Source organism: Nocardia sp. NPDC004568, from assembly GCF_040609955.1.
Lineage (GTDB): Bacteria > Actinomycetota > Actinomycetes > Mycobacteriales > Mycobacteriaceae > Nocardia.
In genome coordinates, this window is the sequence record NZ_JBEXLL010000049.1 from 12,241 (window position 1) to 36,810 (window position 24,570).

The 24,570-nt window shown below is 68.8% G+C and carries 25 protein-coding genes; 9 read left to right on the forward strand and 16 right to left on the reverse strand.

Going from position 1 to position 24,570, the window contains the following annotated elements; genetic code table 11:
* Window positions 1-29: 29 nt before the first annotated feature.
* The 4 genes from ABZV91_RS21215 to ABZV91_RS21230 all read right to left on the reverse strand — a co-directional run bounded on the left by ABZV91_RS21215 (window position 30) and on the right by ABZV91_RS21230 (window position 4,686).
* Complete coding sequence (locus ABZV91_RS21215) at window positions 30-1,685, reverse strand: ABC transporter permease (RefSeq protein WP_355244263.1); 1,656 nt, start codon at window positions 1,683-1,685, stop codon at window positions 30-32.
* Entirely contained in the window at window positions 1,682-2,602 is a 921-nt protein-coding gene (locus tag ABZV91_RS21220) for an ABC transporter ATP-binding protein (protein ID WP_355244266.1), read from the reverse strand. The genes ABZV91_RS21215 and ABZV91_RS21220 overlap by 4 nt, the downstream gene beginning before the upstream one ends.
* Window positions 2,603-2,680: 78 nt before the next feature.
* On the reverse strand, window positions 2,681-3,445 hold the full coding sequence (locus tag ABZV91_RS21225; protein ID WP_355244269.1) for a TetR family transcriptional regulator: 765 nt from the start codon (window positions 3,443-3,445) through the stop codon (window positions 2,681-2,683).
* Between the two features lie 602 nt (window positions 3,446-4,047).
* A complete protein-coding gene (locus tag ABZV91_RS21230; RefSeq protein ID WP_355244272.1) occupies window positions 4,048-4,686 on the reverse strand; it encodes an O-methyltransferase in 639 nt (212 codons plus the stop codon).
* 526 nt (window positions 4,687-5,212) lie between these two features.
* On the opposite strand from ABZV91_RS21230, the gene sigE reads away from it, so the two are divergent.
* The 6 genes from sigE to ABZV91_RS21260 all read left to right on the forward strand — a co-directional run bounded on the left by sigE (window position 5,213) and on the right by ABZV91_RS21260 (window position 9,921).
* Entirely contained in the window at window positions 5,213-5,797 is a 585-nt protein-coding gene (gene sigE / locus ABZV91_RS21235; protein WP_355244359.1) for an RNA polymerase sigma factor SigE, read from the forward strand.
* Between the two features lie 64 nt (window positions 5,798-5,861).
* A complete protein-coding gene (locus ABZV91_RS21240; RefSeq protein ID WP_355244275.1) occupies window positions 5,862-6,257 on the forward strand; it encodes a hypothetical protein in 396 nt (131 codons plus the stop codon).
* Window positions 6,258-6,267: 10 nt separating this feature from the next.
* Window positions 6,268-7,812 (forward strand): trypsin-like peptidase domain-containing protein, encoded by a 1,545-nt coding sequence (locus ABZV91_RS21245; protein ID WP_355244278.1) that lies wholly within the window; start codon window positions 6,268-6,270, stop codon window positions 7,810-7,812.
* Between the two features lie 33 nt (window positions 7,813-7,845).
* Window positions 7,846-8,262 carry a Sec-independent protein translocase protein TatB gene (tatB, locus tag ABZV91_RS21250; RefSeq protein ID WP_030522067.1) on the forward strand — a complete coding sequence of 139 codons (417 nt, stop codon included), beginning with the start codon at window positions 7,846-7,848 and terminating at the stop codon, window positions 8,260-8,262.
* Between the two features lie 51 nt (window positions 8,263-8,313).
* Window positions 8,314-9,174, forward strand: a complete 861-nt coding sequence (locus tag ABZV91_RS21255) for a hypothetical protein (protein ID WP_355244281.1) — start codon at window positions 8,314-8,316, stop codon at window positions 9,172-9,174.
* A 228-nt stretch (window positions 9,175-9,402) separates the two neighbouring features.
* The gene (locus ABZV91_RS21260; protein ID WP_355244284.1) at window positions 9,403-9,921 is read left to right on the forward strand and encodes a hypothetical protein; all 519 of its coding nucleotides are present in this window, start codon (window positions 9,403-9,405) and stop codon (window positions 9,919-9,921) included.
* A 33-nt stretch (window positions 9,922-9,954) separates the two neighbouring features.
* Here ABZV91_RS21260 and ABZV91_RS21265 read toward each other — a convergent pair whose 3' ends face one another.
* The 5 genes from ABZV91_RS21265 to dapE all read right to left on the reverse strand — a co-directional run bounded on the left by ABZV91_RS21265 (window position 9,955) and on the right by dapE (window position 14,572).
* Entirely contained in the window at window positions 9,955-10,893 is a 939-nt protein-coding gene (locus ABZV91_RS21265; RefSeq protein ID WP_355244287.1) for a glucosyl-3-phosphoglycerate synthase, read from the reverse strand.
* Window positions 10,890-11,771: a dihydropteroate synthase gene (folP, locus tag ABZV91_RS21270; protein ID WP_355244290.1), complete on the reverse strand. Its 882-nt coding sequence runs from the start codon at window positions 11,769-11,771 to the stop codon at window positions 10,890-10,892. The genes ABZV91_RS21265 and folP overlap by 4 nt, the downstream gene beginning before the upstream one ends.
* A gap of 159 nt (window positions 11,772-11,930) precedes the next feature.
* A complete protein-coding gene (locus tag ABZV91_RS21275) occupies window positions 11,931-12,491 on the reverse strand; it encodes a TIGR00730 family Rossman fold protein (RefSeq protein WP_355244293.1) in 561 nt (186 codons plus the stop codon).
* Window positions 12,485-13,288, reverse strand: a complete 804-nt coding sequence (locus ABZV91_RS21280; protein ID WP_355244296.1) for a TIGR00730 family Rossman fold protein — start codon at window positions 13,286-13,288, stop codon at window positions 12,485-12,487. The genes ABZV91_RS21275 and ABZV91_RS21280 overlap by 7 nt, the downstream gene beginning before the upstream one ends.
* 186 nt (window positions 13,289-13,474) lie before the next feature.
* On the reverse strand, window positions 13,475-14,572 hold the full coding sequence (gene dapE / locus ABZV91_RS21285; RefSeq protein WP_355244299.1) for a succinyl-diaminopimelate desuccinylase: 1,098 nt from the start codon (window positions 14,570-14,572) through the stop codon (window positions 13,475-13,477).
* Window positions 14,573-14,632: 60 nt separating this feature from the next.
* On the opposite strand from dapE, the gene dapD reads away from it, so the two are divergent.
* Window positions 14,633-15,580 carry a 2,3,4,5-tetrahydropyridine-2,6-dicarboxylate N-succinyltransferase gene (gene dapD / locus ABZV91_RS21290; RefSeq protein ID WP_355244302.1) on the forward strand — a complete coding sequence of 316 codons (948 nt, stop codon included), beginning with the start codon at window positions 14,633-14,635 and terminating at the stop codon, window positions 15,578-15,580.
* A gap of 15 nt (window positions 15,581-15,595) precedes the next feature.
* Here dapD and ABZV91_RS21295 read toward each other — a convergent pair whose 3' ends face one another.
* On the reverse strand, window positions 15,596-15,964 hold the full coding sequence (locus tag ABZV91_RS21295) for a PPOX class F420-dependent oxidoreductase (protein ID WP_355244305.1): 369 nt from the start codon (window positions 15,962-15,964) through the stop codon (window positions 15,596-15,598).
* A gap of 66 nt (window positions 15,965-16,030) precedes the next feature.
* Complete coding sequence (locus ABZV91_RS21300) at window positions 16,031-17,449, reverse strand: acyl-CoA synthetase (RefSeq protein WP_355244308.1); 1,419 nt, start codon at window positions 17,447-17,449, stop codon at window positions 16,031-16,033.
* Between the two features lie 261 nt (window positions 17,450-17,710).
* Between ABZV91_RS21300 and ABZV91_RS21305 the strand changes: the two genes are divergently transcribed.
* Window positions 17,711-18,598, forward strand: a complete 888-nt coding sequence (locus ABZV91_RS21305) for an oxygenase MpaB family protein (RefSeq protein WP_355244311.1) — start codon at window positions 17,711-17,713, stop codon at window positions 18,596-18,598.
* A gap of 38 nt (window positions 18,599-18,636) precedes the next feature.
* On the opposite strand, the gene ABZV91_RS21310 is transcribed toward ABZV91_RS21305, so the two are convergent.
* Entirely contained in the window at window positions 18,637-19,281 is a 645-nt protein-coding gene (locus ABZV91_RS21310; RefSeq protein WP_355244313.1) for a TetR/AcrR family transcriptional regulator, read from the reverse strand.
* Between the two features lie 128 nt (window positions 19,282-19,409).
* Between ABZV91_RS21310 and ABZV91_RS21315 the strand changes: the two genes are divergently transcribed.
* The gene (locus ABZV91_RS21315) at window positions 19,410-20,276 is read left to right on the forward strand and encodes an oxygenase MpaB family protein (RefSeq protein ID WP_355244315.1); all 867 of its coding nucleotides are present in this window, start codon (window positions 19,410-19,412) and stop codon (window positions 20,274-20,276) included.
* A 21-nt stretch (window positions 20,277-20,297) separates the two neighbouring features.
* On the opposite strand, the gene ABZV91_RS21320 is transcribed toward ABZV91_RS21315, so the two are convergent.
* The 4 genes from ABZV91_RS21320 to fdxA all read right to left on the reverse strand — a co-directional run bounded on the left by ABZV91_RS21320 (window position 20,298) and on the right by fdxA (window position 24,499).
* On the reverse strand, window positions 20,298-21,200 hold the full coding sequence (locus ABZV91_RS21320; RefSeq protein ID WP_355244361.1) for a proline dehydrogenase family protein: 903 nt from the start codon (window positions 21,198-21,200) through the stop codon (window positions 20,298-20,300).
* A 109-nt stretch (window positions 21,201-21,309) separates the two neighbouring features.
* Window positions 21,310-22,947: an L-glutamate gamma-semialdehyde dehydrogenase gene (pruA, locus tag ABZV91_RS21325; RefSeq protein WP_355244318.1), complete on the reverse strand. Its 1,638-nt coding sequence runs from the start codon at window positions 22,945-22,947 to the stop codon at window positions 21,310-21,312.
* A 97-nt stretch (window positions 22,948-23,044) separates the two neighbouring features.
* Complete coding sequence (dapC, locus tag ABZV91_RS21330) at window positions 23,045-24,163, reverse strand: succinyldiaminopimelate transaminase (RefSeq protein ID WP_355244321.1); 1,119 nt, start codon at window positions 24,161-24,163, stop codon at window positions 23,045-23,047.
* A 12-nt stretch (window positions 24,164-24,175) separates the two neighbouring features.
* Window positions 24,176-24,499, reverse strand: coding sequence for a ferredoxin (fdxA, locus tag ABZV91_RS21335; protein WP_058854051.1), 324 nt, complete (start codon window positions 24,497-24,499; stop codon window positions 24,176-24,178).
* Between the last annotated feature and the right edge of the window lie 71 nt (window positions 24,500-24,570).

A 24,570-nucleotide genomic window follows, 5' to 3' on the forward strand; every position in this document is an offset into this window, starting at 1 on the left:
GTGGAAGGGGGCACCTCCTGGGCGGCGGATCAGCGGACGTCGCGTCCCCGCACTCCGGCGAGTCCGGCCGCGAGCAGCACCGCGGCGATCGCGGTGACCGTGACGACCGGGGTGGCGGTGAACTCGGAGCCCGGTACCTTCGGCGCGTGACTGAACGGTTCCAGATCGCGGAACCACTGCGGCGCGCCGGAGAACGAACCGAGCAGGAACACCGCGATCGTGGCGGTGAGCAGTCCCCAGGCCACCGGTGTCCAGCGCGGCATGAGCCCGAACAGCGCCAGGGTCGCCCCGGCGAAGAACCAGATCGCCGGAAGCTGGACCAGCGCCGCGGCCAGTACGCCGGGCAGTTCGCCGCCGATATCGTCCTTGGCCAGGCCGTAGGCCACGCCCCCGAGCAACCCGGCGGTCAGCATGATGACCACGGGCCCACCGAGCGCGAACATCAGATGGCTGCCGGCCCAGCGCAGCCGGCCGACGGCACCACTGAGCACCGATTCGGCCTGGTGCCCGTTCTCCTCACTGAACAACCGCAGTGTCGCCGAGACGGCGTACGCCGCACCCGCGACCCCGAGCATGGTGAAGGCGTAGGAGATGAACGAATCCTCGATCGATTCGGAGCCGCCCATCCGAGTGATCAGATCGCGCAGCGTCTGGTTCTGGGCGAAGCTGTCCCCGATACCGGCCACCACGCTGCCGATCACCAGGCCGTAGAGACCGACCCCGATCGTCCAGGCCAGCAGCGTGCCGCGCTGCAGCCGCACGGCCAGGCCGAACGGACCGGCCAGGCCCGCACCCGCCGCCGGCGCCCCCAGCCGTTCCGCGATGAGGCCCGCGCCCACGTCGCGGCGGCGCAACAGCGCGTAGGCCACGACCAGCAGCACCACCAGCAGGATCAGATGCAGCACCAGTACCCACCAGCGATCCCCGGCGTACGGCCGCACCTGCAGCGACCACCCCTGCGGGGACAGCCACGTCAGCGGACTCACCGGCCCCGCTCCCGCGCGGGCGTCACCGACCGCCCGCAGGGTGAAGGTCGCCGCGAGCACCGCGAACGCCAGTCCGCGCGCCAGCCGCGCGCCGGTGCAGACCTGCGCCGTCACCGCGGCCACGGCCGCGAATACCATCCCGGATCCGGCCAGCGCGAGCCCGAAGGCCAGTGATCCGCTCGCCGGGACATCGGTCGCGGTCAGACTCACCGCGCCGAGCAGCCCTGTGAGCAGCGAGCCGCCCAGCGCCAGGAGGAGGGCGGCCGTCAGGTTCGCGTAACGACCGACCGAGGTGGAGGCCAGGATCTCGCTGCGCCCGGTCTCCTCCTCGGCCCGGGTGTGGCGGATGACGGTGAGGATGGTGGCCACCGCGATCAGGGTGTGGAACATCCCGGCTTTCCAGATGCCCACCGCACCGATCGAGGTGTTGTAGATCGGGCCGTACATCGCCAGTTGCGCCGGACTGGCCAGGACGGTGGCCGCGAACGAGGCGCGATCGGCCGCGGTGGGATACACCGATTCGATACTGGCCACGTAGACCCCGCCCAACGGCAGGGACAACAGCAGGATCCACAGCGGCGCCACGATCCGGTCGCGGCGCAGGTACAGGCGCAGCAGCCGGGTGGTCCCGGTGAAGCCGGTGCGGCCGGTCCTCGTAGGGAGCACGCTGTGCCGTGCTCCGGCGACGGCGGTTGTCATTTCCGCGCCTCTTCCAGTTCGCCGGCCTCCCGGCCGTTGATCGAGTAGTGCCGCATGAACAGTTCTTCCAGCGTCGGCGGCCGGCTGGTCAGGCTGCTGACGCCGGTATCGCCGAGGACGCGGATGAGCTCGGCCAGATGTTCGCCGTCGACCTGGCAGCGCAGCGTGTGGTCGTCCATGCTCACATCGGCCACCCCGGGCATGGCCGCGATATCACCGGGATCGCCGGTGAGTTCGGCGGTGATGGAAGTGCGGCTCAGATGCCGCATGGACGACAGCGTGCCGCTCTCCACCGTGCGCCCGGACCGGATGATGGTGACCCGCTCGCACAGGGCCTCCACCTCCGAGAGGATGTGGCTGGACAGCAACACCGTCGCTCCCCGCTCGGCCGCCTCGGCGACACATTCCCGGAATACCTGTTCCATCAGCGGGTCCAGGCCGGAGGTGGGCTCGTCCAGCAGCAGCAGTCGCGCGTGCGAGGAGAAAGCCGAGACCAGCGCGACCTTCTGCCGGTTGCCCTTGGAGTAGGTGCGGGCCTTCTTCCGGGGATCGAGCTCGTAGCGTTCGATCAGTTCGGCCCGGCGCGCGGTGTCGAGTCCGCCGCGCATCGAGGCCAGCAGGTCGATGGTCTCGCCGCCGCTCAGCGACGGCCACAGGGTCACATCCCCCGGCACGTAGGCGAGCTCGCGGTGTAGTGCCACCGCGTCGGCCCAGGGGTCACGCCCCAGCATCTCCACCTCGCCGGAGGTGCGGGCCAGTAGGCCCAGCAGCACCCGGATGGTGGTGGACTTACCGGCGCCGTTGGGGCCCAGGAATCCGTGGACCTCACCCTCGGACACTTCCAGGTCCAGACCGTCCAGTGCCCGGACCGGACCGAAGTGTTTGTGCAGATCCCGGATCCGAATTGCCGAAATCATCGTGTCTCCTCGTGGGACAGAGAGATAGAGCGTTGATGGAGAGGTTCGCGGGCGCGGCGGATCGGACGCCGCGCCGGCTCAGTGCGCGTCGCCGGCGGTCGGTGCCGGCGACGGCGTTCTTGGTGGGTGCGCGGCGGCCGCGGCCGCGTCCGGCGCATCCGTGTGGCCGGCGACCGGTGCGTCCGGCGGCGGCGGTACACCGTGCTCGGTCTTTGCGGCGGCGTCGGCCAGCAGGGCGTCGAGCATGGTCGAGTCGGGCAGCAACCCTTCGGTGAAGATCTCCAGGGCGGGCAGCAACATCTGGTCGCCGTACTCCCGCAGCGCCTGCCGGTAGTCGATCGAGCCCGACGCTCCGGCCCGCAGCTGGATGAACAGCAGCATGCCACCACCGTTGATGGTCGCCAGATAGCGCGACATCGCTTTCAGGTCCCGCGGCCGCCGCACGGCGCCGGAGGCGATACCGGCTTCCAGGTACTGCTCGACGTCCTCGACCATGTGCTCGAACATGAGTACCGCGAGGTCGCCGCCCGCCTGGAAGCTGCGCATGAGGTAGGCGATGATCGGCGCGAACTCCTCGATCTCGGCCAGCTGCTGCAGCAGATTCCCCGACGACGGCCGGTTCATATAGCTCATCTTCGACTCCCAGATCACCGCGCGCACATGATCGTCGCATTCGCGCCGCAGCCCATCCTTGGAGCCGAAATGGTGGTTGACCAGGCCCGGCGACACCCCTGCGGCCGCCGCGATGGCGCGTACACCGACCCCGAAGCCCGCCTCGCCGAAAAGGACGAGAGCGGCGTCCCGGATCCGGGCCCGCGTATTCAGATCATCGCTTGAACGCATGTTCAATACGTTAAACACACGTTCAATCACTTCGCAAGGGGCGGCGCCGTAGAGATTCCGTAAAGACGTTGCGGCCCGGCGCCCGACTCGGCGCAGAGCAGAACAAACCAGCAGTTCACAGGCTTGATTCCAGGCCATTGCACACCGGATCCCATCCGTCGCCCACGCGTCGGCGGTAGCCCCCTGTCCGCAGCGGCCCTCGCCCGGCAACCATCGCCCGGCTGGACCGTAATCTCGACCGAGACGGCCGAACCCTCGGGGCAACATCACAGCAATACCGCCCCACGCGGGCGGATGCCGGCCGGACGCGACCTTCGGCGCGCCGGGACGCGGACTGTGCGGGCGGCCCGAGTACGGCCGGTGGGATCCACACCGGAGCCGCACCAGGCGTGACCGCGGCCAGGCCTACTCCGACGACCCGCGCGGTCAGCTCACTACCGAGATCCGGCGCCGCGCGAGGACGGTGACGGCACTGCGACGACGACTCCGACTGCGACCGCAACCGCGACGACCACTGGACCCGGGCTCAGCACCGGGGCGCCCGCCGCCCTCGGTGACCGGCCCGATACGACCGGGAGCGCAGTGGCGGCAACCGCGCGAGACTAGCCCTTGGACGCGCAGAGCAACCCGTCACCGAGCGGGATGAGGACACTGGTCAGACCCGGATCCTCGGCCACGCACCGGGTCGCCGACCGCACCGCCTGAGTGGCCGCGTCGCGATTGGCCGGATCCGGTACCCGGCCGCCGAGCAGCGCATTGTGCAGTAGTACGGCTCCGCCGGCCCGCAGCAGCCGCACCGCCTCCGCGATGTACTGCGGGTGCTCGATCGGCGAGGCATCCAGGAACACCAGGTCGTAGGCGCCGTCGGCCAGCCGCGGTAGGACGTCCAGCGCGCGCCCGTTGATCAGCCGGGTCCGGGCGAGCGGGATATCGGCGGCCCGGAACGACTCCTTGGCCGCCCGCTGATGTTCCGGTTCGGAATCGATGGTGGTGAGCGTGCCGTCTTCGCGCATCCCGTCGAGCAGCCACAATCCGCTGACCCCGGCGCCGGTACCCACCTCCACCACCGCCCGCGCGTCCAGCAGTTGCGCGTACATGCTCAGCAGCGCGCCGACCGACGGCGGTACCGGAGCCACGCCCAGCTCGGTGGCCCGTTCGCGGGCGCTGACGAGTACCTCGTCCTCGACGACGGATTCCTCCACGTAGGCGAGATTGAGCTCCAGGTTCGATGCCACGCCCAAGAGGCTATGCCAAACGCGGCGATGCTGGTCGCAACATTCTCAGGTGTCCCTCAGGATCCCCATAACCGCCCCACACCGGGAGACGGAAGAGTGTGGGCTACGCAAGACCAGCCGACCGAGCGCACGGACGGGAACAACGGAGTACCGATCCACCGTTGTACCCGATGAACGACGGCCCGAACAACGGGCCGCGTATTCGAGCCTACGCCTCGGTCCCGATCAGGAGGTTGTCACCATCCACATGGTCGATGCGGCACGCGAGTCCGCCACCTTGCCCGAACTGCCCCGGGCCGACCGTTCGGCGACGTCCGCCGGGCACGGCCTGCCGGGGCCGGAGGAATTCGGCCCGCGGCCGTTTACCGGGCCGGATTCGGAGGTAGCCGCGCACCACGACCCGGTGACCGAAGACCCCGCTCCACCGGACGCCCTGATGGAGGTGCCCGATATGTCCATTACCGACGAGCGAGCCGAGGACTACGACGCCGCCCAGGCCGTCCTGGCCGATGCGCCGTCCGAGCTCGACAGCATGCTGCCGCTCACCGGCACCGCCGCCTTCGACGCCACCGGCGACCGCACCGTGATGCCCACCTGGGACGAACTGGTCCGCGAACACGCCGACCGGGTCTACCGGCTGGCCTACCGCCTCTCCGGTGACGCCCAGGACGCCGAGGACCTCACCCAGGAAACCTTCATCCGGGTCTTCCGGTCCCTGTCGAACTACCAGCCCGGCACCTTCGAGGGCTGGCTGCATCGCATCACCACCAATCTCTTCCTGGACATGGTCCGCCGGCGCAGCCGGATCCGGATGGAGGCGCTACCCGAGGACTACGATCGCGTCCCCGCGGACGGACCGGGCCCCGAGCAGGTCTTCCACGACGCCAGGCTCGATCCGGATCTCCAGTCCGCGCTGGACTCGCTGGCGCCGGAGTTCCGTGCCGCGGTCGTGCTCTGCGATATCGAGGGACTGTCCTACGAGGAGATCGGCGCGACGCTCGGCGTGAAACTCGGCACCGTGCGTAGTCGAATCCATCGCGGCCGGCAGGCACTGCGCGAGTATCTTGCGCATAATGGAGTGGAGGAGCGTTTCGCCGCCGAGGCGAGCCTCGGGTGATCCTGCGATCATGACACCGGGATCACAGCAGTTTGTGATACCGGTCGGGAAGGATGGGCAGCGAATGAGTGGCGACTCCGAAACGCCCGGTCGTCGTTCCCCGCAGTTCCACTCCACCGAGCATCTGGCGAGCGAGGCAGTCGCCGCCTACGTCGATGGCGAACTGCGGATGAATCCTTATCTGCGTGCGGCCCAGCATCTTTCGGTATGCCCGGAATGCGCGGCCGAGGTCGAGGCGCAGCAGCAGGCGCGGATCGCCCTGCGCCGCGCGTCCCAGGTCTCGATTCCCACCGGGCTGCACGACACCCTGTCCCGCATTCCCCTCGCCGAACCGCCCACCGGCGCGCAATCGCGGAATTCGGCCGGAAATCAGCGTAACGAGGCGGTATTCGGCTTCTCGAGCCAATCTTTCTCGGCAACCTTCGACAGCTTCCGGTGGTCGGTGTGGTGGCGCAAGTAGAGTTTGCCGCGTGAGTTCCGAACCGACGCAGAATTCCCCTGCCGATAACGCTGATTCGGCGGACGAAAACGGCACGACGACCGACAACGGCGGTCTGCGCCCGCCCGACGCGCCGGTGCTGGCTCCGCGGCCGGTCTATCGACCCCATGTGGACTCACATACCGCGCACACCTTCCGTCGGCCCGCGGGTCAATCCGGATCCTTCGCCGCACGCCCGGCCCCCCCGGAGACCGATTCCGCGACGCGGGTGGCCCCGAAGGGACCGCCGCGCGCCGTGCTGGAAGAGGCTTTCGGCCGGCCACCCGGTTCCACCGAACACCTCCAGCGCGACCCCGACGCCGGAACCGAGCGCGAACCGGTGGCCAGCCCGGCCGACCCCTGGCGCGACCCGGATTCGGCGGCCCGGCTCGGCGCTCCGGCGCTCGCCACACCGGCCGCGCGGGAACTCCCCCGCGCCGAGCAACTCTCCGCCCGGCAGGTACTCTTCGGGTCCCGGGTCGCCCCCAAGGCATTGCTGGCCCTCGGCGCGATCGCGCTGGCGATCGGGCTGGTCGGGGGCCTGGTCGGCCGGTTGACCGCGGAGACCGCCTCGACTTTGACCTCTCGCAAGGTCAGTCTCGAACAGACCGACAGTGATCAGCCGCACGGTCCGATCGCTCAGGTGGCCGACGCGGTACTGCCGTCGGTGGTGTCCATCCGCACCACCGTCGGCGACAACGGCGCCACCGGCTCCGGGGTCGTCATCGACGGCAACGGCTATATCGTCACGAACAACCACGTCATCTCCATGGCGGCGCAGGACCAGTCCGGGCGGGCCCGGATCCAGATCACCTTCGCCGACGGCACCCGGACACCGGCCGAGATCGTCGGCCGCGACCCCAAGACCGATCTCGCGGTACTCAAGGTAGATGTGAAAAATCTCACCGTCGCACAGCTGGGCAAATCGGATGACGTGCAAGTGGGGGACGCGGTGCTGGCCATCGGATCACCGCTGGGCCTGAGCAAAACCGTGACCTCCGGCATCGTCAGCGCGCTGCACCGCCCGGTGAAGCTCGAAGGCGAGGGCAGCGATACCAAAGCGGTGATCGACGCGGTGCAGACCGATGCCTCGATCAACCCGGGTAATTCCGGTGGCGCACTGGTGGACGCGGACGGCCGGGTCATCGGTATCAATACCGCCATCCGCAGCGAGAGCGGCGGTTCGGTGGGCCTCGGCTTCGCCATCCCGGTGGACCAGATGACCCAGGTGGCGCAGACCCTCATCCGCGACGGGTCGATCCATCACCCGATGATCGGGGTGAGCGCCCGGCAGAAGACCGTCGCCAACGAAGTCATGAGCGGTGCCGAAGTCGCCGATGTCCAACCGGGCAGCCCGGCCGCGAACGCCGGGATCGTCGAAGGCGATGTGATCGTCCGGATCGGCGACCGCGAAGTCACCAATCCCGACGAACTCGTGGTGGCGGTTCAGGCGAACAAGATCGGCCAGACGGTGAACGTCCAACTCATCCGAGAAGGCCGGCAGGTGGACATCCCGGTGACGCTGGCCTCCGACTGACCCGCTGGTCGCGGCGCCGGGTAGCCTGTAGGAGTGTTCAGCAGTATCGGGTGGGGCGAGATGCTCGTGCTACTCGTCGCCGCCCTCGTGATCCTCGGTCCCGAGCGCCTGCCCGGCGCCGCGCGGTGGACTGCGCGCAGCCTGCGCCAAGTACGCGATTACGCCACGGGGGCGACCTCGCAATTGCGGTCCGAACTCGGGCCCGAATTCGAGGAGCTGCGTAAACCACTCGCCGATCTCCAGGAATTACGCGGTATGTCACCGCGTTCGGTGGTGACGAAACATCTCCTGAACGGCGACGATTCCCTTTTCAAGGATCTCGACGGCGCCCTGCCCGACAGCAAGAATGTGCTGGGGACACACAGCGGGATGCCCGATTACCCTATGCCCAAGTTGGATAAACCCTTGGAGCACAACGAACGTCCCCCGATCGATACCGACGCCACCTGATCGTCAACCAGTCTAGACGCCATTGAGCGTCTCCCTGTCTAGACTTCGCACATGTCGGCCGATGACGTGGCGCGAATATTCGCGATCGAAGACAAAGTCGAGCGACTCAAGGCCGCCACCGAAGGCGTCGCAGCGGCTCAGCAGACCATCAACGAACTCACCCGAATTCGGCGCGCGGTGATCCGTGAGTTACACGCCGAAGGGTGGACCTTCGCCAGAATCGGTGCCGCGGCGGGCCTTTCCCGCGCCCGGATCCACCAGGTGAGCACCCAGGGTCCGGCACCGGAGGGATTGTTCTTCGGGCACGGCCCACTGACCCTGCTGGTCCCGGATACCCGCGCGGGCAGGCTGATCGGAGCCCCGGACCCCGCGGCGGCACCCCGGCTGGCCGAACAGCTACGGGAACTCGGCTTCGCGGTCACCATCGAACCCTTCGCCCCGGGACGCCCGATCGATCTGCTCCGGGACGGCCTCATCGTGATCGGCGGCCCGGAACTGTCGCCCAGCCTGCGACATCTCATCGCCGCCGACCCACGCCTGCGCCGCGCGGTGGCGCGCCCCGGGGACAGCCGCCGCGGTATCGAGGACCGCGCGGCCCGGCGCATCTACCGGCCCGCCGGCCCGGAACCGCACGATATCGCCTATCTCGCGCGGCTCCCGCGCCCGGACGGTCGCGGGTCGATCCTGGTTCTCGACGGCCTGCACCCGCCGGGTTCGCTCGGTGCGGTCCGGCTGCTGGCCACCCGGTTGGCGACCCTGCACGAACGAGCGGCCAACCGTCGCTTCTCCGTACTGATCGGCGTCCGTTACGAACGCACCACGGGCGAGCCTGTGGATGCCGATCTGCTCACCCCCGTCTATCTCCACGAACCGGTGGATTCCCGCCCGCAGGCGGTACGCCATCGGCGCTGACCGTGACCCGTGTCCACCGCGAATGACCGGCGGCCGGCACTGCCGACACGCCGGAAGACCGATAGCGGCAGCGAATATTAGCTGGTCGAAGAATTGCTACTGTGGTGCGCAGTAGGCCGATTTCTTTTACCGCGACCGGTTACCCGGGTCCGATGATTCGATAGCCATAGCATTACCCGGCACCCCTATGGTGCGCAGTGGCGATTGTCGGCTCCGAAAAGTTAATTCGTGGAGGCGCAGGTGAACGCGTGGATCATCCTGGCGGTGGCCCTGGTCGCGGTGGGCTTGCTGATCACTCTCGTCCTGTGGCTGCGCGCCCCGCATTCCGCCGAAAGCGAGTATGTGACAGTCGCCGAACTCCGCGCGCGTCTGGAAAACGAACAGGAACCCGCAGACGAGGAAGTGACCGAGCAGGAGGCGGCCGAGGAGCCCGGCGAACACCGACCGGACACCGGCGGCACCGAAGCCGGAGCGGACTCGGCAGCCGCAGCCGGCCGTCCCGCTGCCGCCGTCGTCACACCGCCCACGGCGACCGATGCCGGACCGGAGGTCCCGCCCGCCGGGAAATCCGCATCCGGCACCGGCGACGCCGAACCCACAGGTCACGGCAGAACGGCAAAGGAGCCCACGGCCGAACCGCCCCCGGAGGACGAAGCCCGCACCGGACCGGCGGAGAAGCCCGGAGCCGAGCAGCCCCCGGAAACCGGAGACGAACCACCGGCGGAGAAGCCGGACCCGACCCACTGACGCCGGCGGGCGCCGCGGTGCGGGCCCGTTCGCTCACGCGGCCGCGACGTCCGGCCGGATGGTGCTCATCGGCGGCCGATCGACCAGATCCACCGTGGTGCTGTGCGGCGTGAACTCGTCCCCGATCAACGGGAACTGGGTCAGCGCGGCCCCTGAATCGGGGACCCCGCTGCGGCCCAGCACCGTACCGAGGATCTGCCGGCTCATCACACCGAGATCGGCCAGCGGACGATTGCGATGGGTACGGACCCCCAGGTTGACCTGACCGATCGCGCTCAGGCCCAGCCGGTCGTAGGTATCGAGCAGCAACCCGATCTCCACGCCGTACCCGGGCGCGAACGGAACCGCCGTCAGCAACTCCCGGGTCCCGGCGTACTCACCGCCCAGCGGCTGCAACACCTGTGTGAGGCCCGGCCGCAGCGCGGCCAGCAGGGGCCGGGCCACGAGCTCGGTCACCCGGCCGCCGCCGTGGGCGTCCACCCCGCCGCCGTGCCGCAGCGGCCGCCGGTAGTACGCCTTCACCAGATGCAGGTCGGGAGTCGTGAGCAGCGGACCGAGCAGCTTCGGCACAAAGGCCGGGTCCGGGTCGATCAGATCGGAATCGACGAATGCCACCAGATCACCGCTGGTCACCGCCAGTGAACGCCACAGCACCTCACCCTTGCCCGGGAAGGGCTCCAGTTCGGGTACGGCCTGCTCCCGGGTGATCACTTCCGCGCCGGCCGCGCGAGCGCGTTCGGCGGTGGCGTCGGTCGACCCCGAATCCAGCACTACCAGCTCGTCCACCAGTGTGCCCAGCAGCGGACGAATACTGGCCACCACCTCGGCGACGGTTCTCTCCTCGTTCAGCGCGGGCAGCACCACCGAGACGGTGCGGCCGGCCTTGGCGGCGACCAGTTCGGTCACCGACCAGTCGGGGGCGTCCCACGTGTGGGTCGATGCCCAGCCGGGCTCGTGATGGGAAAATTTCATACGAGACCTCGCAGAGTTCGTACGGGGGGCCGGATGCCCTGGATCGCGGCGATCATGTCCACGACACGACGGGTCGCGGCGACCTCGTGCACGCGGAAAACGCGTGCACCGGCCGCGGCCGCCCAGGCTGTTGCCGCCAATGTGCCCTCCAGCCGTTCGGAAAGTCCGACACCTAATGTCTCTCCGATGAAATCCTTGTTGCTCAGCGCCATCAAGACCGGCCACCCGCTTTTAACAAGAACGTCCGCTGCCCGCAACAGTGCGAGCCCGTGATAGGTGTTCTTCCCGAAATCATGGGTCGGGTCGATCAGGATCGAATCCCGGCGCACGCCCGCCGCCGCGGCCTGTTCCGCCGCCCGCACCACGGTATCGGTGACCTCCGCCACCACATCGGCGTACCGGACCCGATGCGGCCGGGTACGCGGCACCGCGCCGCCCGTGTGACTGCATACGATCCCGGCCCCCGTCTCGGCCGCCACCGGCACCAACTCCGGATCCGCACCCGCCCAGGTGTCGTTGATCAGATCCGCCCCCTCGGCCACCGCCGCCCGCGCCACCTCCGACCGCCAGGTATCCACACTGATCAACAGGCCGGGATAGGCCTCCCGGATCGCCGCCACGAAGGGCACCACCCGCCGCGACTCCTCGACCGCGTCCACATGCTCCCCCGGCCCCGCCTTCACCCCGCCGATATCGACCAGATCGGCGCCCTCGTCCACCGCCCGCGCCACCGCGGCCAGCGCGGCGGAATCACCGAAGGTCGCACCGCGGTCGTAGAAGGAATCGGGGGTGCGGTTCACAATGGCCATCACCAGCGCGCGATCCGTCGCGACGGTCCGGCCGCAGAGAGTCGGCGACGGCCGGACGGGCTCGAACATGAGCTGAGTTTATGGCGCGCGCGTGCGCACGGGGCCGAGGCCCCCTCGGTCCCACCGTTCAGCGCCCGAGACCCGCGCTTCACCCGACCTCTGGGCACCGACCCCAGGAGGCAACCGCCGAGCACCTCCGGCCGCCCGGCTGCCCGGCCCCGGGCCGGCTCACTGACCCGAGTCCTTGCTCAGTGCCGCGAAGGCTTCGGTGAGATCGGGGGTGACCGTGATGCGGTCGAGTGCCTCCTGCGGGACGAAGCCGCGGTCGTGGAGTTCGGCGAGCCAGGTGAACAGGCCGCTGTAGTGCCCGGCGGGGTCCAGGATGGCCATCGGCTTGTTGTGCTGGCCCAGGTGACCGCCGGTCCAGGTCTCGAAGAACTCCTCGAGGGTGCCGATGCCACCGGGGAGGGTGAGGAAGGCGTCGGAGCGGTCCTCCATCACCTGTTTGCGCTGACGCATGGTGTCGGTGACGACCAGTTCGTCGGAGTCCACATCGGCCACCTCTCGGTGGACGAGGTGTTTGGGTATGACGCCGACCGTGTTGGCGCCGCCGGCCCGGGCGGCGGTGGCCACCGCACCCATCATGGAGACGTGTCCGCCACCGGATACGAGTTGCCACCCGCGCCGGGCTATCTCGCTGCCCACCCGGGCCGCCAGTTCGAGCTGGTCGGCGTCGGTGGTGCTGGCCGAGCAGTACACGCATACCGCGAAGGGCCGTGGGGTCACCATTCGTCCTCCGTGCCGACCTTCTCGATGGTGGCGGCGCCCGGTTCGGACTCCTCGATGATGCGCACGACGTCCTCGACCGAGTCGGTGACGTGCAGCAGGTCGATATCGCCCGGGGAGATACGACCGTCGGCGGCCAGGGACTCGCGTATCCAGTCGACCAGCGGCGCCCAGTACCGGCTGCCGAACAGGATGATCGGGAACCGGGTGATCTTGCGGGTCTGCACCAGGGTGAGCGCCTCGAACAGTTCGTCCAGGGTGCCGTACCCGCCGGGCATGCAGACGAAGGCCTGGGAGTACTTCACGAACATCGTCTTGCGCACGAAGAAGTAGCGGAAGTTGATTCCCAGATCGACCCAGTCGTTGAGGCTCTGTTCGAACGGCAGCTCGATGCCCAATCCGATGGAGTAACCACCGGCCTCGGAGGCCCCGCGGTTGGCCGCTTCCATCACGCCGGGGCCACCGCCGGTGATGACCGCGAAACCGGCGGTCGCCAGAGCCGCGCCGAGGTCGCGCGCGGCCTGGTACTCCGGGTTGCCGGGTTCGGTCCGTGCCGAACCGAAGACGCTCACCGCCCGCGGAACCTCGGCCAGCGCGCCGAACCCTTCGACGAACTCGGCCTGTATTCGCAGCACCCGCCACGGGTCGGTGTGTACCCAGTCGCTGTCGCTGCGCTGATCGAGCAGATGCTGATCGGCGGTGGTGCCCCGCGGGGTCCGTTCCCGGCGGAACATGATGGGCCCGCGGTAGCGGGCCTTGGGTTTGCCGACCATCCCGGATTCGGCGGCGTCGGTTGACATGGCCGCAGTGTATTTGGCGCGCCGGCGCGCGCGGGGTCGAGGCCCCCTGGGCCGACCTTCGAGGACCTCGCTGAACTCGGCACCGAAAGCGTGGAACGGATCGGGACAGCACTCACCGCGGAACCGTCGTGGACGGCCGACGATCCGTGCCGACTCCGCGAGCGGCCGGGGATTCGGTGGAGCTTGCTAGGCCGGACCGGTGAGGTAGCGGCGCAGCATCTCGGTGACCGCGGTGATCTGGGCCAGCGGCACGTGCTCGTCGCGTTTGTGCGCGAGGTTGGGATCACCGGGGCCGAAGTTCACGGCGGGGATACCGCGGGCGGCGAACCGGGAGACGTCGGTCCAGCCGTACTTGGCCCGCACGCCCGCCGACCCGTGCGCCCGCACCGTGTCGACCAGACCGCGTGCCGCGGGCGCGGTGAGTCCGGGCAGCGCGCCGGCGGCCGCGTCGGTGACCTCCAGGTCGAGGTCGAGATCCGCGAACACCTCGCGCACATGGTCGATCGCCCGGTCCACGGAACGGTCCGGGGCGAACCGGAAATTCACCTCGATCTCGGCCTCGTCCGGCACCACGTTGCCCGCGACCCCGCCGCCGACCCGGACCGCGGAAAGCCCCTCGCGGTAGCGGCAGCCGTCGATCTCGACCTCCCGGGCTCGATAGTCCGCGAGCCGGGCCAGGATCGGCGCCAACCGGTGGATCGCGTTGTCGCCGAGCCAGGAGCGGGCCGAATGCGCGCGCACCCCGGCGGTCCGTAAGCGGACCCGCAGTGTGCCCTGGCAACCGGCCTCGATCCAGCCGCCGGAGGGTTCGCCGAGGATCGCCAGATCGCCGTCCAGCCATTCCGGTACTTCCCGCTCGATGGCGTTGAGCCCGTTGAACTCGGCGGAGATCTCTTCGCAGTCGTAGAAGATCAGGGTCAGGTCGTGGGCCGGTTCGGCGATGGTGGCGGCCAGATGCAGGAACACCGCGTCGCCCGATTTCATATCCACCGAACCGCAGCCGTAGAAGACCTCGGCGCCGTCCTCGGTGGTGAACCGGCCCGGCACATTGTCCGCGATCGGCACGGTGTCCAGATGCCCGGCCAGTACGACCCGGGTCGGCAGCCCCCGGTTCGTCCGGGCGAGCACCACATTGCCACGGCGCAACACCTCGAAACCGCTGGTCTGGGTGCGCAGCGCCGTTTCCACGGCGGCCGTGATCGCGGCCTCGTCCCGGGAAACGCTCGGGATGTCGACGAGGGCCGCGGTGAGTGCGATGGGGTCGGCGTGCAGGTCGAGTGTCACAGCGTACGAGCGTAGAGGGGCCCCACCGTGGCGGACCGCCGGTGGGTAGGCTTCCGTGTCGTGAGCACTCAGGGAGCATCCGCCATCGGCATCGCCAACGTGACCCCGGACGGGACCGTGCTGGACACCTGGTTCCCCAGTCCGGAGCTGGGTGAGTTCGGTGACACCGGGACCGAACGCCTCGCCACCGCGCCCGCCGAATTCGCCGAGCTGGTGGGTCCCGACGCGGCACGCGGCGTCGAGGTCGTCGCGGTGCGCACCACCATCGCCGACCTGTCCGCCGCCCCCGTGGACGCGCACGATGTGTATCTGCGGTTGCACCTGCTCTCCCACCGCCTGGTCCGACCGCACGGGGTGAGCCTGGAGGGCCAGTTCGCCCTGCTCAGCAATGTGGTGTGGACCAACCACGGCCCGGCCGCGGTGGAGGGGTTCGAGACCACCCGGGCCAAACTGCGCGCGCGTGGCCCGGTCACGGTGTACAGCATCGACAAGTTCCCGCGGATGGTCGACTACGTGGTCCCGTCCGGTGTCCGTATCGGCGACGCCGACCGGGTCCGCCTCGGCGCGCACCTCGCCGCCGGCACCACCGTGATGCACGAGGGCTTCGTGAACTTCAACGCCGGCACCCTCGGCACCTCCATGGTCGAGGGCCGGATCTCGGCCGGGGTGCTCGTCGGCGACGGCTCCGATATCGGCGGCGGCGCCTCCACCATGGGCACCCTCTCCGGCGGCGGCACCACCGTCATCTCGATCGGCGAGCGATCACTGCTCGGCGCCAACTCCGGACTGGGCATTCCCCTCGGCGACGACTGTGTGGTCGAGGCCGGTCTCTACCTCACCGCCGGCACCAAGGTCACCGGCCCGGACGGCACGGTCGTGAAGGCGGCCGAACTGAGCGGCAAGGACAACCTGCTGTTCCGCCGCAACTCGCGCACCGGGGCCGTCGAAGTGGTGCCGCGCGCCGGGACCGGTATCGAACTCAACGAGGCGCTGCACGCCCACAACTAGGTCCGGCGGCGGGGCTCAGAGCCCGAAGGCGAGCACGCGTTCGGGGTGGATGCGGATGAGTTCGCTCTCCCCCGGACCGATGTAGGTGACCGTATCGGTGAGTGCTTCCGCGGTGCCCCGGATCTCCAGGCACCGCACCCGCCACGGCTGGACCGAGGCGATATCGTCGACCACGAAGGCCACCCGGTTGTTGCGCGCGAGATTGCGGAACTTTTGGGAGCGGCCCATATTCCAGCCCGCGATATCGATGGTGCCGAGGTCGGGGTTGTAGCGGAACCCGACGGGATTGTTCTGCGGCGCCCCGTCCGGCGCCACAGTGGCCAGCCGGCCGAGCCGCTGTCCGGCGAGGTAGTCGATATGGTCCCGGGTGAGCGTCGTGTTCATGATCGAACCGTAAAACCTCGATCGAGATTGAGGTCAAGAGCAGGCGACACCGGCCCGACGGCGCCACTAATCGAGCAACTTCTTCTGGACCTTGCCCATGGCGTTGCGCGGGAGCGAATCCACGAAGCGGATCTCGCGCGGCCGTTTGTGCACCGACAGTTCCGTGGCGACGTGGTCGATGAGTTCCCGTTCGACCGGCGCCGGGTCGCGCGGGACCACGAAGGCGACGATGCGCTGCCCCAGGTCCGCGTCGGCGAGGCCCACGACGGCCGCTTCGGCGACCGACGGATGGCCGAGCAGGGAGGTCTCCACCTCACCCGCGCCGATCCGGTAGCCGCCGGATTTGATGAGATCCACCGATTCACGGCCCACGATCCGATGGAAGCCGCCCGCGTCGATGGCGGCGACATCGCCGGTGCGGAACCATCCGTCCGCGGTCCAGCATGCGGCGGTGGCCTCGGGGCGGCCGTAATAGCGGTCGAAGAGCATCGGCCCGCGTACCTGGAGACCGCCGATGGCGGAGCCGTCGTGCGGTACCGGCTGTCCGGCCTCGTCCCGGAGCCGGGTCTCGACACCGTGCACCGGTACGCCGACCCAGCCGGGCCGGCGCTCGCCGTCGGCCCGGGCCGACAGGGTGATCATGGTTTCGCTCATCCCGTAGCGTTCTACGGGCCGATGCCCGGTGAGTTCGGCGAGCCGCTCGAACACCGGCACCGGCAGCGGGGCACTTCCGGAGATCAGCAGCCTGGCCGAGGCCAGTTCCTCCGCCGCGGCCGGGTCCTCGGCGATCCGGGACCAGACCGTCGGCACGCCGAAATACATCGTGCCGCGGGCGGCCGCGTAGTTCGCGGGGGTCGGTTTCCCGGTGTGCACGAGCGGACTGCCGACCCGCAGCGGCCCCAGCAGACCCAGGATCAACCCGTGTACATGGAACAGCGGCAGGCCGTGGACCAGCACATCGGCCGCGGTCCAGGCCCAGGCGTCGGCGAGCGCGTCGAGGCCGGCGGCGATGGCCCGGCGGCTCAGCACCACGCCCTTGGGGGCGCCGGTGGTGCCGGAGGTATAGAGCACGAACGCCGGTGCGGCCGGGTCGGGCTCCGGATAGGTGTGCCAGGAACGCGCATGTCTCCGGACCGGGACCACCGGCAGGTCGGTGCCCTCCGGCGCGTCGCCGAGCCAGGCCTGCACGCCGGAATCGGTGAGCATATGGTCGAGTTCGGCCGGCCCGGAGTCGGGCGGCACCGGCACCACGGTGACCCCGGCGATCAGACAGCCGACCACGGCGAGCACCGTCGTCGCCGTCGGCCGGGCCAGCACGGCGACCCGTTCGGCCCGGGCGACCCGTTCGGCCACCGAGGTGGCCGCCCCGAGCAGATCACTGCGGGTCAATATCGCGCCGTCGATGGTCACGACGTCCGGGATATCGGCGCCCGCGGCGACGGCGAGGGGGTCGAGGGAGCTGAGCAGGCGGTGGCCGTAGGACATGCGCCCAAACTACTGCCCCGGCCGCAGCCGGCGGTCGGGCACCTGGCCGGAGAATTCCGGGAGATTCGCCGGGTGGCGGTTCGCGTTTTCGTGCGGCGTGAATTCCGTGGGCGACAGTGAAACTTTATCGGTTCGCATTGTCGTACCACGTCCCGTCCCGCGCGGTGACTGGTTCGATTCATTCCGGCGTCTCTTGACACATATGGGCAGCGGCGAGAAGGTGAATCGTCAGCTTTCTCGAGCCCTCGAACGGTGGCGTCCATGACCAGCACACCCGCCGCGGGGCCGCCCGTATCCGGCTCCGCCGATGGACCGGCCGATTCGGCCGGTGCGGTGAACGACGAGGAATTCGATTTCCGGCCCTATATCGACGGTGCCGCGATACTGGGCGCGGCCGCCAATGTCATCATGCAGCTCGCCGTCCCCGAGGTCGGTTACGGAGTTCTGGAAAGCCCGGTCGACAGCGGGAAACTGACCCTGCATCCGGTGAAACGCACCCGCACCACACTCACCTATCTGGCGGTCGCCCTGCTCGGCAGCCCCACCGAACGGGCCGCTTATCGAAACGCCGTCGACACATCGCATCGGCAGGTGCACTCGAACGCGCAGAGCCCGGTGCGCTACAACGCGTTCGACCGCGGTCTGCAATTGTGGGTTGCCGCCTGCCTCTACTGGGGAGCGCGCGATATCCGCGAGCGGATGCACGGCCGGCCGGACGCCGAACTCGAGGAGACCATCTACCGGCATTCCGCGCGATTGGGCACCACCCTGCAGGTGCCGCCGGAGTCCTGGCCGGCGAATCCGGCGGCCTTCGACCGCTACTGGACCGAGAACTTGGCCAGGACCAGGATCGATCCACCGGTCCGGGACCTGCTGAACGAGATCGTCGATCTGAAGATGTTTCCGCGCCCGGTGCGACTGCTCGGCGGCCGCTTCAACCGCTGGGTCACCGCGGGCCTCCTACCACCGCATCTGCGCGCGGAGATGGGCATGGACTGGACGGCGGAGGACGAGCGCCGGTTCGGCCGCATGCTCCGCGGACTGGGCCGCGCCTCCGCGACTCTGCCGGCGCCGCTGCGCGCTTTCCCGGTGAACGCCTATCTCCTCGATTTCCGGATCCGGCGCAGGTTCGGACTGAAACTGGTCTGATTCGAATTCACCGATACGGAAAGCAGCGTGTTCGATTATCAGGAATCGGTGACCTGGCCCGGCACCCGGAACGAGACCGCCACATGATCACGCGCATATCTGCGCACCGCGATATCGTCGTCCAGCGGGATAACCGTTTGCGCTGTCAGCGCCAGCGACAGCGCGGTCCGCGCGATCATTTCGGCCAGCGGCAACGGATCGTAGGCCGGCAGTTTGCCTTCGCCTTGGAGGCGGGTGATGAATTCGGCGACGTAATCGCGGCCCAATTCGATCACCGGGGCGCCCCGGGTGGTCAGGTAGGGCAGCACGATCTCCGGTTCGGTGTTCAGCAGCCGATCCAGCAGTTCGTTACCGCGCAGTCCGGCCAGGAACGCGACGAACAATTCCACGATCTGTTCCTCGGCGCCTGCCTCGCGCTCGATCTGCTGCGCGACCGCGGCATCGACACCCTCGATGAAATCGCGGGTCTGCGCCAATCCGACCGCCTGGATCAGATCCGATTTACTGGAGAACCGCCGGTACAGTGTGGCCAGGGAAAGGCCGCCGCGCCGGGCGACCTCGACCATGCTCGTGCGCTTGATCCCGAAGTCGAGGAAAGCCTGCAACGCCGCGGACAGCACGGATTGATCTTGATCTCGGCGTGGTGTTCGCACCAGAGGCAACAGTTGAGCCAGCGCACCCATCTCGGCACCTTCCCGCGCTCGGCGATGCAATGACACGGTAAGCATCGCACAATTGCGGGGGCGGTTGACGCAACATCGAGAGAATGAGATGGTTATCATATTATCTTCTCATACGAAAGAGGTCACCGATGACCGCTCCCCGGCCCGCTCCGATGAACGATCCCGAACCCCAGCGGCTCTACGCACCCGACTTCGATATGAACGATCACATCGTCGGAGTCACCGCGTTCCTGGGCGGCACCGCGAACGTCATCATGCAGCTGGGCCTGCGGCCGGTCGCCTACGGCGTGATGGAGAGCGACGTCAAGAGCGGCAATGTGATGGAGCATCCGTTCAAACGGCTCCGCACCACCCTCACCTATCTCGCCGTCGCCATGCTGGGCAGCGACGAGGAACGCGACGCCTACCGGCTCGCCGTCAATACTTCCCATCGCCACATCCGCACCAAACCCACCAGCCCGGTCAAGTACAACGCCTTCGACCCGAAACTCCAGCTATGGGTCGCCGCCTGCCTGTACTTCGGCTTCGTCGACCTCCTGGAGAAGGTCCGGGGCCCGATGGACGAGCCGACCGCCGATACCTTCTACGCCCACAGCATCCGGCTCGGCACCACTCTGCAGGTACGACCGGAGATGTGGCCCGCCGACCGTGCCGCGTTCTGGCAGTTCTGGGAAGAGAATCTCGACGCCCTGGGGATCGACGACACCACCCGCGCCTACTTCGACGACCTCATCGATCTGAAGATGGTGGCACGCCCGATCCAGTGGGTGTCGGCACGCTTCCACCGGTTCGTCGTCACCGGCTGCCTGCCGCCGCAGATCCGGGAGAAGATGCATCTCACCTGGACCGCCGACGATCAGCGCAGGTTCGACCGCACCATGAAACTCATCGGCCTGGGTCTGAAGATTCAGCCCCGGATCCTGCGCCAGTTCCCGATGAACTACTACCTGTGGGATATGCGCCGCCGGATCCGCAAAGGCAAACCCCTCGTCTGAGGTGTGTGTATCGGCGGCCTCTCACCGGCCGGCCAGCGCGCGGAGGAAGAAGGCCAGGTTGGCGGGCCGTTCCGCGAGCCGGCGCATGAGGTATCCGTACCACTGGTGCCCGTAGGGCACATAGACCCGGACGAAATCCCCACGGTCGGCCAGATGCAGCTGTTCGTCGGTACGGATGCCGTACAGCATCTGGTATTCCATCCGGCCGGGGCGACGACCGGTGATCGTCGCGAGATCGGCCGCCGCCGCGAGGACCACCGGATCGTGGGACGCGACCAGGGGGCGGCCCGCGCCACGCATGAGGACCCGCAGGCAGCGCAGGTAGGCGCGGTCCACATCGACCCGTCGCTGGTAGGCGACGGTTTCCGGTTCCCGGTAGGCACCCTTGCACAGGCGCACCCGGGCGCCGGCGTCGGCGAGGTCGCGGCAGTCGCCCTCGCTGCGGTAGAGGTAGGCCTGGATGACCGTGCCCAGCCAGGGGAAATCCGGCCGGACCCGCGCGGTGGTGGCCAGGGTGGCGGCCGTGGTGGTGTGGTCTTCGGCGTCCACGGTCACCCACACGCCGGCCTCGGCGGCCTTGGTGCACACGGTGCGCAGGTTCTCGGTGGCGATCGCCGGGCCGTCGGCGCCCAGCGCCTGCCCGAGCGCGGACAGTTTGACCGACACTTCCAGCGGCGCGGCCCCGGCGGGCACCTCGGTGGTGGGCAACGCCGCCAGATCGTTGATCAATGCCAGATACTCGGCGACCGCCGCGTCGGCCTGCGCGCGGTCGGTGGTGTTCTCACCCAGGAAGTCGACGCTCACCGCCCGCCCGCTCATCAGTAGCGCACGGGCCGCGGCGATCAGATCCGACCGGGCTTCCCCGGGGACGAAGCGCTGGACCATCGCCGCGGTGGCCGGGCTCGTGGCGAGAGTCCGTTTCATCCGGTCCGACCCGGCGACGGCGAGGATCGCCGGACGCAGCGGATTCACCGGAACTCCCCGTCGGGGCCCGGCAGGTCCGCGGGCCGCGCACCGGAGCGGGACGGGCCGCTCATTCGCGCTCCATATGGGGATAGCGGTGGTCGGTGTGCGGGACGAAGGTCTCCTTCAGCGTGCGCGGGGCCACCCAGCGCAACAGGTTCAACGGGGATCCCGCCTTGTCGTCGGTGCCCGAGGCCCGTGCTCCGCCGAAGGGCTGCTGCCCCACGACCGCGCCGGTGGGTTTGTCGTTGACATAGAAGTTGCCGGCCGCGAACCGCAACAGCTGGGCGGCCTGCTCGATCGCCTGCCGGTCCTGCGCGAAGACCGCACCGGTCAGGGCGTAGGGGGCGGCGGATTCCGCCTCGGTGAGAACTGTCCGGTAGGCGTCGGGCTGCGAGTCGTCGTACACGTACACCGAGAGGATCGGACCGAAGTACTCGGTGGCGAACGATTCGTCGCGCGGATCGTCGGTGAGCAGTACGGTCGGACGGACGAACCAGCCCTCGCTGTCCTCGTAGGTACCGCCCACGGGCACCTCCACCCCGGCGGATCGGGCCCGCTCGATCGCCCGCACACTCTTGTCGTAGGCCCGCCGGTCGATCACCGCCCCACCGAAATTCGACAGATCCGTGATATCGCCGTAGCTCAGACCCTCGGCGATACCGAGGAAATCGTCACCCATCTCCCGCCACAGCGAGCGCGGCAGATAGGCACGCGAGGCGGCCGAGCATTTCTGGCCCTGATACTCGTAGGCGCCGCGGATCAGGGCCGTGCGCACGGCGGCGGGATCCGCCGACGGATGCGCGACGATGAAATCCTTGCCGCCGGTCTCCCCCACGATCCGTGGATAGCCGTGGTAGCGCCCGATATTGGCGCCCACCCGGCCCCACAGATACTGGAACGTGGCGCCCGAACCGGTGAAATGGATACCGGCCAGTCGGGGGTCGGCCAAGGCGACCTCGGAGAGTTCCCGCCCGTCACCGGTGACCATGTTGATCACACCGGGTGGTAGACCGGCCGCCTCCAACAGCTTCATCGTGTAATAGGCGGCCAGCGTCTGGGTGGGTGAGGGTTTCCACACCACCGTATTGCCCATGAGCGCGGGCGCGGTCGGCAGATTGCCCGCGATCGCGGTGAAATTGAACGGAGTGATCGCGTAGACGAATCCCTCCAGCGGGCGGTAGTCGAGCCGGTTCCACACCCCCGCACTCGACTGCGGCTGCTGGGCGAGGATGCCCCGGGCGAAGGAGACATTGAACCGCCAGAAGTCGACCAGTTCGCACGGTGCGTCGATCTCGGCCTGCGCCACCGACTTCGACTGGCCCAGCATGGTCGCCGCGGCGAGAGTCTCGCGCCACGGTCCGGCCAGCAGGTCCGCGGCCCGCAACAGCACCGCGGCACGTTCGTCGAACGGCAGCGCACGCCAGTCCGGCGCGGCCGCGAGGGCGGCCTCGATCGCCGCGGCGGCTTCGGTATGCGTGGTGTCGGTATAGGTCCCGAGTACCTGCCGGTGTCGATGCGGCGCGACGATCTCCCGCCGCGCACCGATCCCCGGACAATGCTTACCGCCGATGACCAGGGGGATCTCGGCGGTGCTGTCGGAGAGGTCGGCGAGCCGGCCGAGCAACCGTTCCCGCTCGGGGCTTCCGGGCGCGTACGTGTGCACCGGCTCGTTACCGGGGGTGGGGACAACTGTGACAGCGTCCATACCCCAGGCTAGCGCCGCCCGCCCGGCCTTGCCCGAACTCGACGCGCGAATCTCTGCGGAGTCGTTACCGCACGGCCGCCCCGGACGCGCGGGCAGGTCAACCGCGCAGTCGCTGCGCGGCGGTCTCGATGCGCTCGTCGGTCGCGGTCAATGCGATACGCACGTGCTCGGCGCCCGCGGGACCGTAGAACTCGCCCGGAGCCGCGAGGATGCCGCGTTCGGCCAGCCAATCGAGGGTGGCCCGGCACGGTTCACCGCGAGTCGACCACAGGTACAGCCCGGACCCGGAATGGTCGATCCGGAAACCGGCATCCAGCAGCGCCGACCGCAGGATCTCGCGGCGGGCCCGATACCGCTCCCGCTGCACCGATTCGTGTGTATCGTCGCCCAGCGCCGCCGCCATCGCCGCCTGGATCGGGAAGGGCACCATCATGCCGGAATGCTTGCGCACCTCCAGCAACTCGGCCACCAGCTCCGGATCACCGGCCACGAACCCGGCCCGGTAACTCGCCAGATTCGACGTCTTCGACAGCGAATGCACCGCCAGCAGACCGGTGTGGTCGCCGTCGCAGACCCGCGGGTCCAGAATCGAGACGGCCGGCTCCTCCCAGGCCAGCCCCAGGTAGCACTCATCGGAGGCGACGATCACACCGCGCTCGCGCGCGAAGGCCACCACCTTTCGCAGATGCTCCACACCCAGCACCTTGCCGGTCGGGTTGGACGGTGAGTTGAGATAGATGAGCGCCGGAGTCTCCGGGCCCAGCCGGGTGAGTCCGTCGGCGCGCAGGATCCGGGTCCCGGCGAGCAGTCCGCCCACCTCGTACGTCGGATAGGCGACCTCGGGGATCACCACCAGGTCCGCGGGCCCCAGCCCGAGCAGCCGCGGCAGCCCCGCGATCAGCTCCTTGGTGCCGATCACCGGTAGCACCGCCGCCTCGGGCACCCCGGTGATACCGAAACGGCGTGTCAACGCGGCCACCGCGGCGGCACGCAACTCCGGCGTGCCGTGCGTGGTCGGATAACCCGGCACTACGGCGACCGAACTCAACGCCGTCCGGATCAGTGGATCGACCGGATCGACCGGCGTACCCACCGACAGATCGACGAGTCCGCCCGGGTGCGCGGCCGCCCGCGCCTTGGCCTCGGCGAGGGTGTCCCACGGGAAATCGGGCAGGGCCGCGCTCACCCGGCGACGTTCGGTGACCTCGGTGCTCATCGTGCGAATGCTCTACTCGTCCGCCATCGGCGGCAGCTCTTTGATGAACGGCGGATCGAAATCGACCTTGCCCAGCTTGGTGGCACCGCCCGGCGAGCCGAGCTCGTCGAAGAAGTCGACGTTGGCGTTGACGTACCCGCTCCACTGATCGGGCGTGTCGTCCTCGTAGAAGATCGCCTCGACCGGGCAGACCGGCTCACACGCACCACAGTCAACGCATTCGTCGGGATGGATGTAGAGCATGCGACCGCCCTCGTAGATGCAGTCCACAGGGCATTCCTCGATGCACGCCTTGTCCTTCACGTCAACGCACGGTTCGGCGATGATGTACGTCACTCCCGCTCCTAAGTCTTCCTTCTCCGGGTAACTGCGCCCGCACACAAGTATCCCTGGCGCCCCACAGGCTA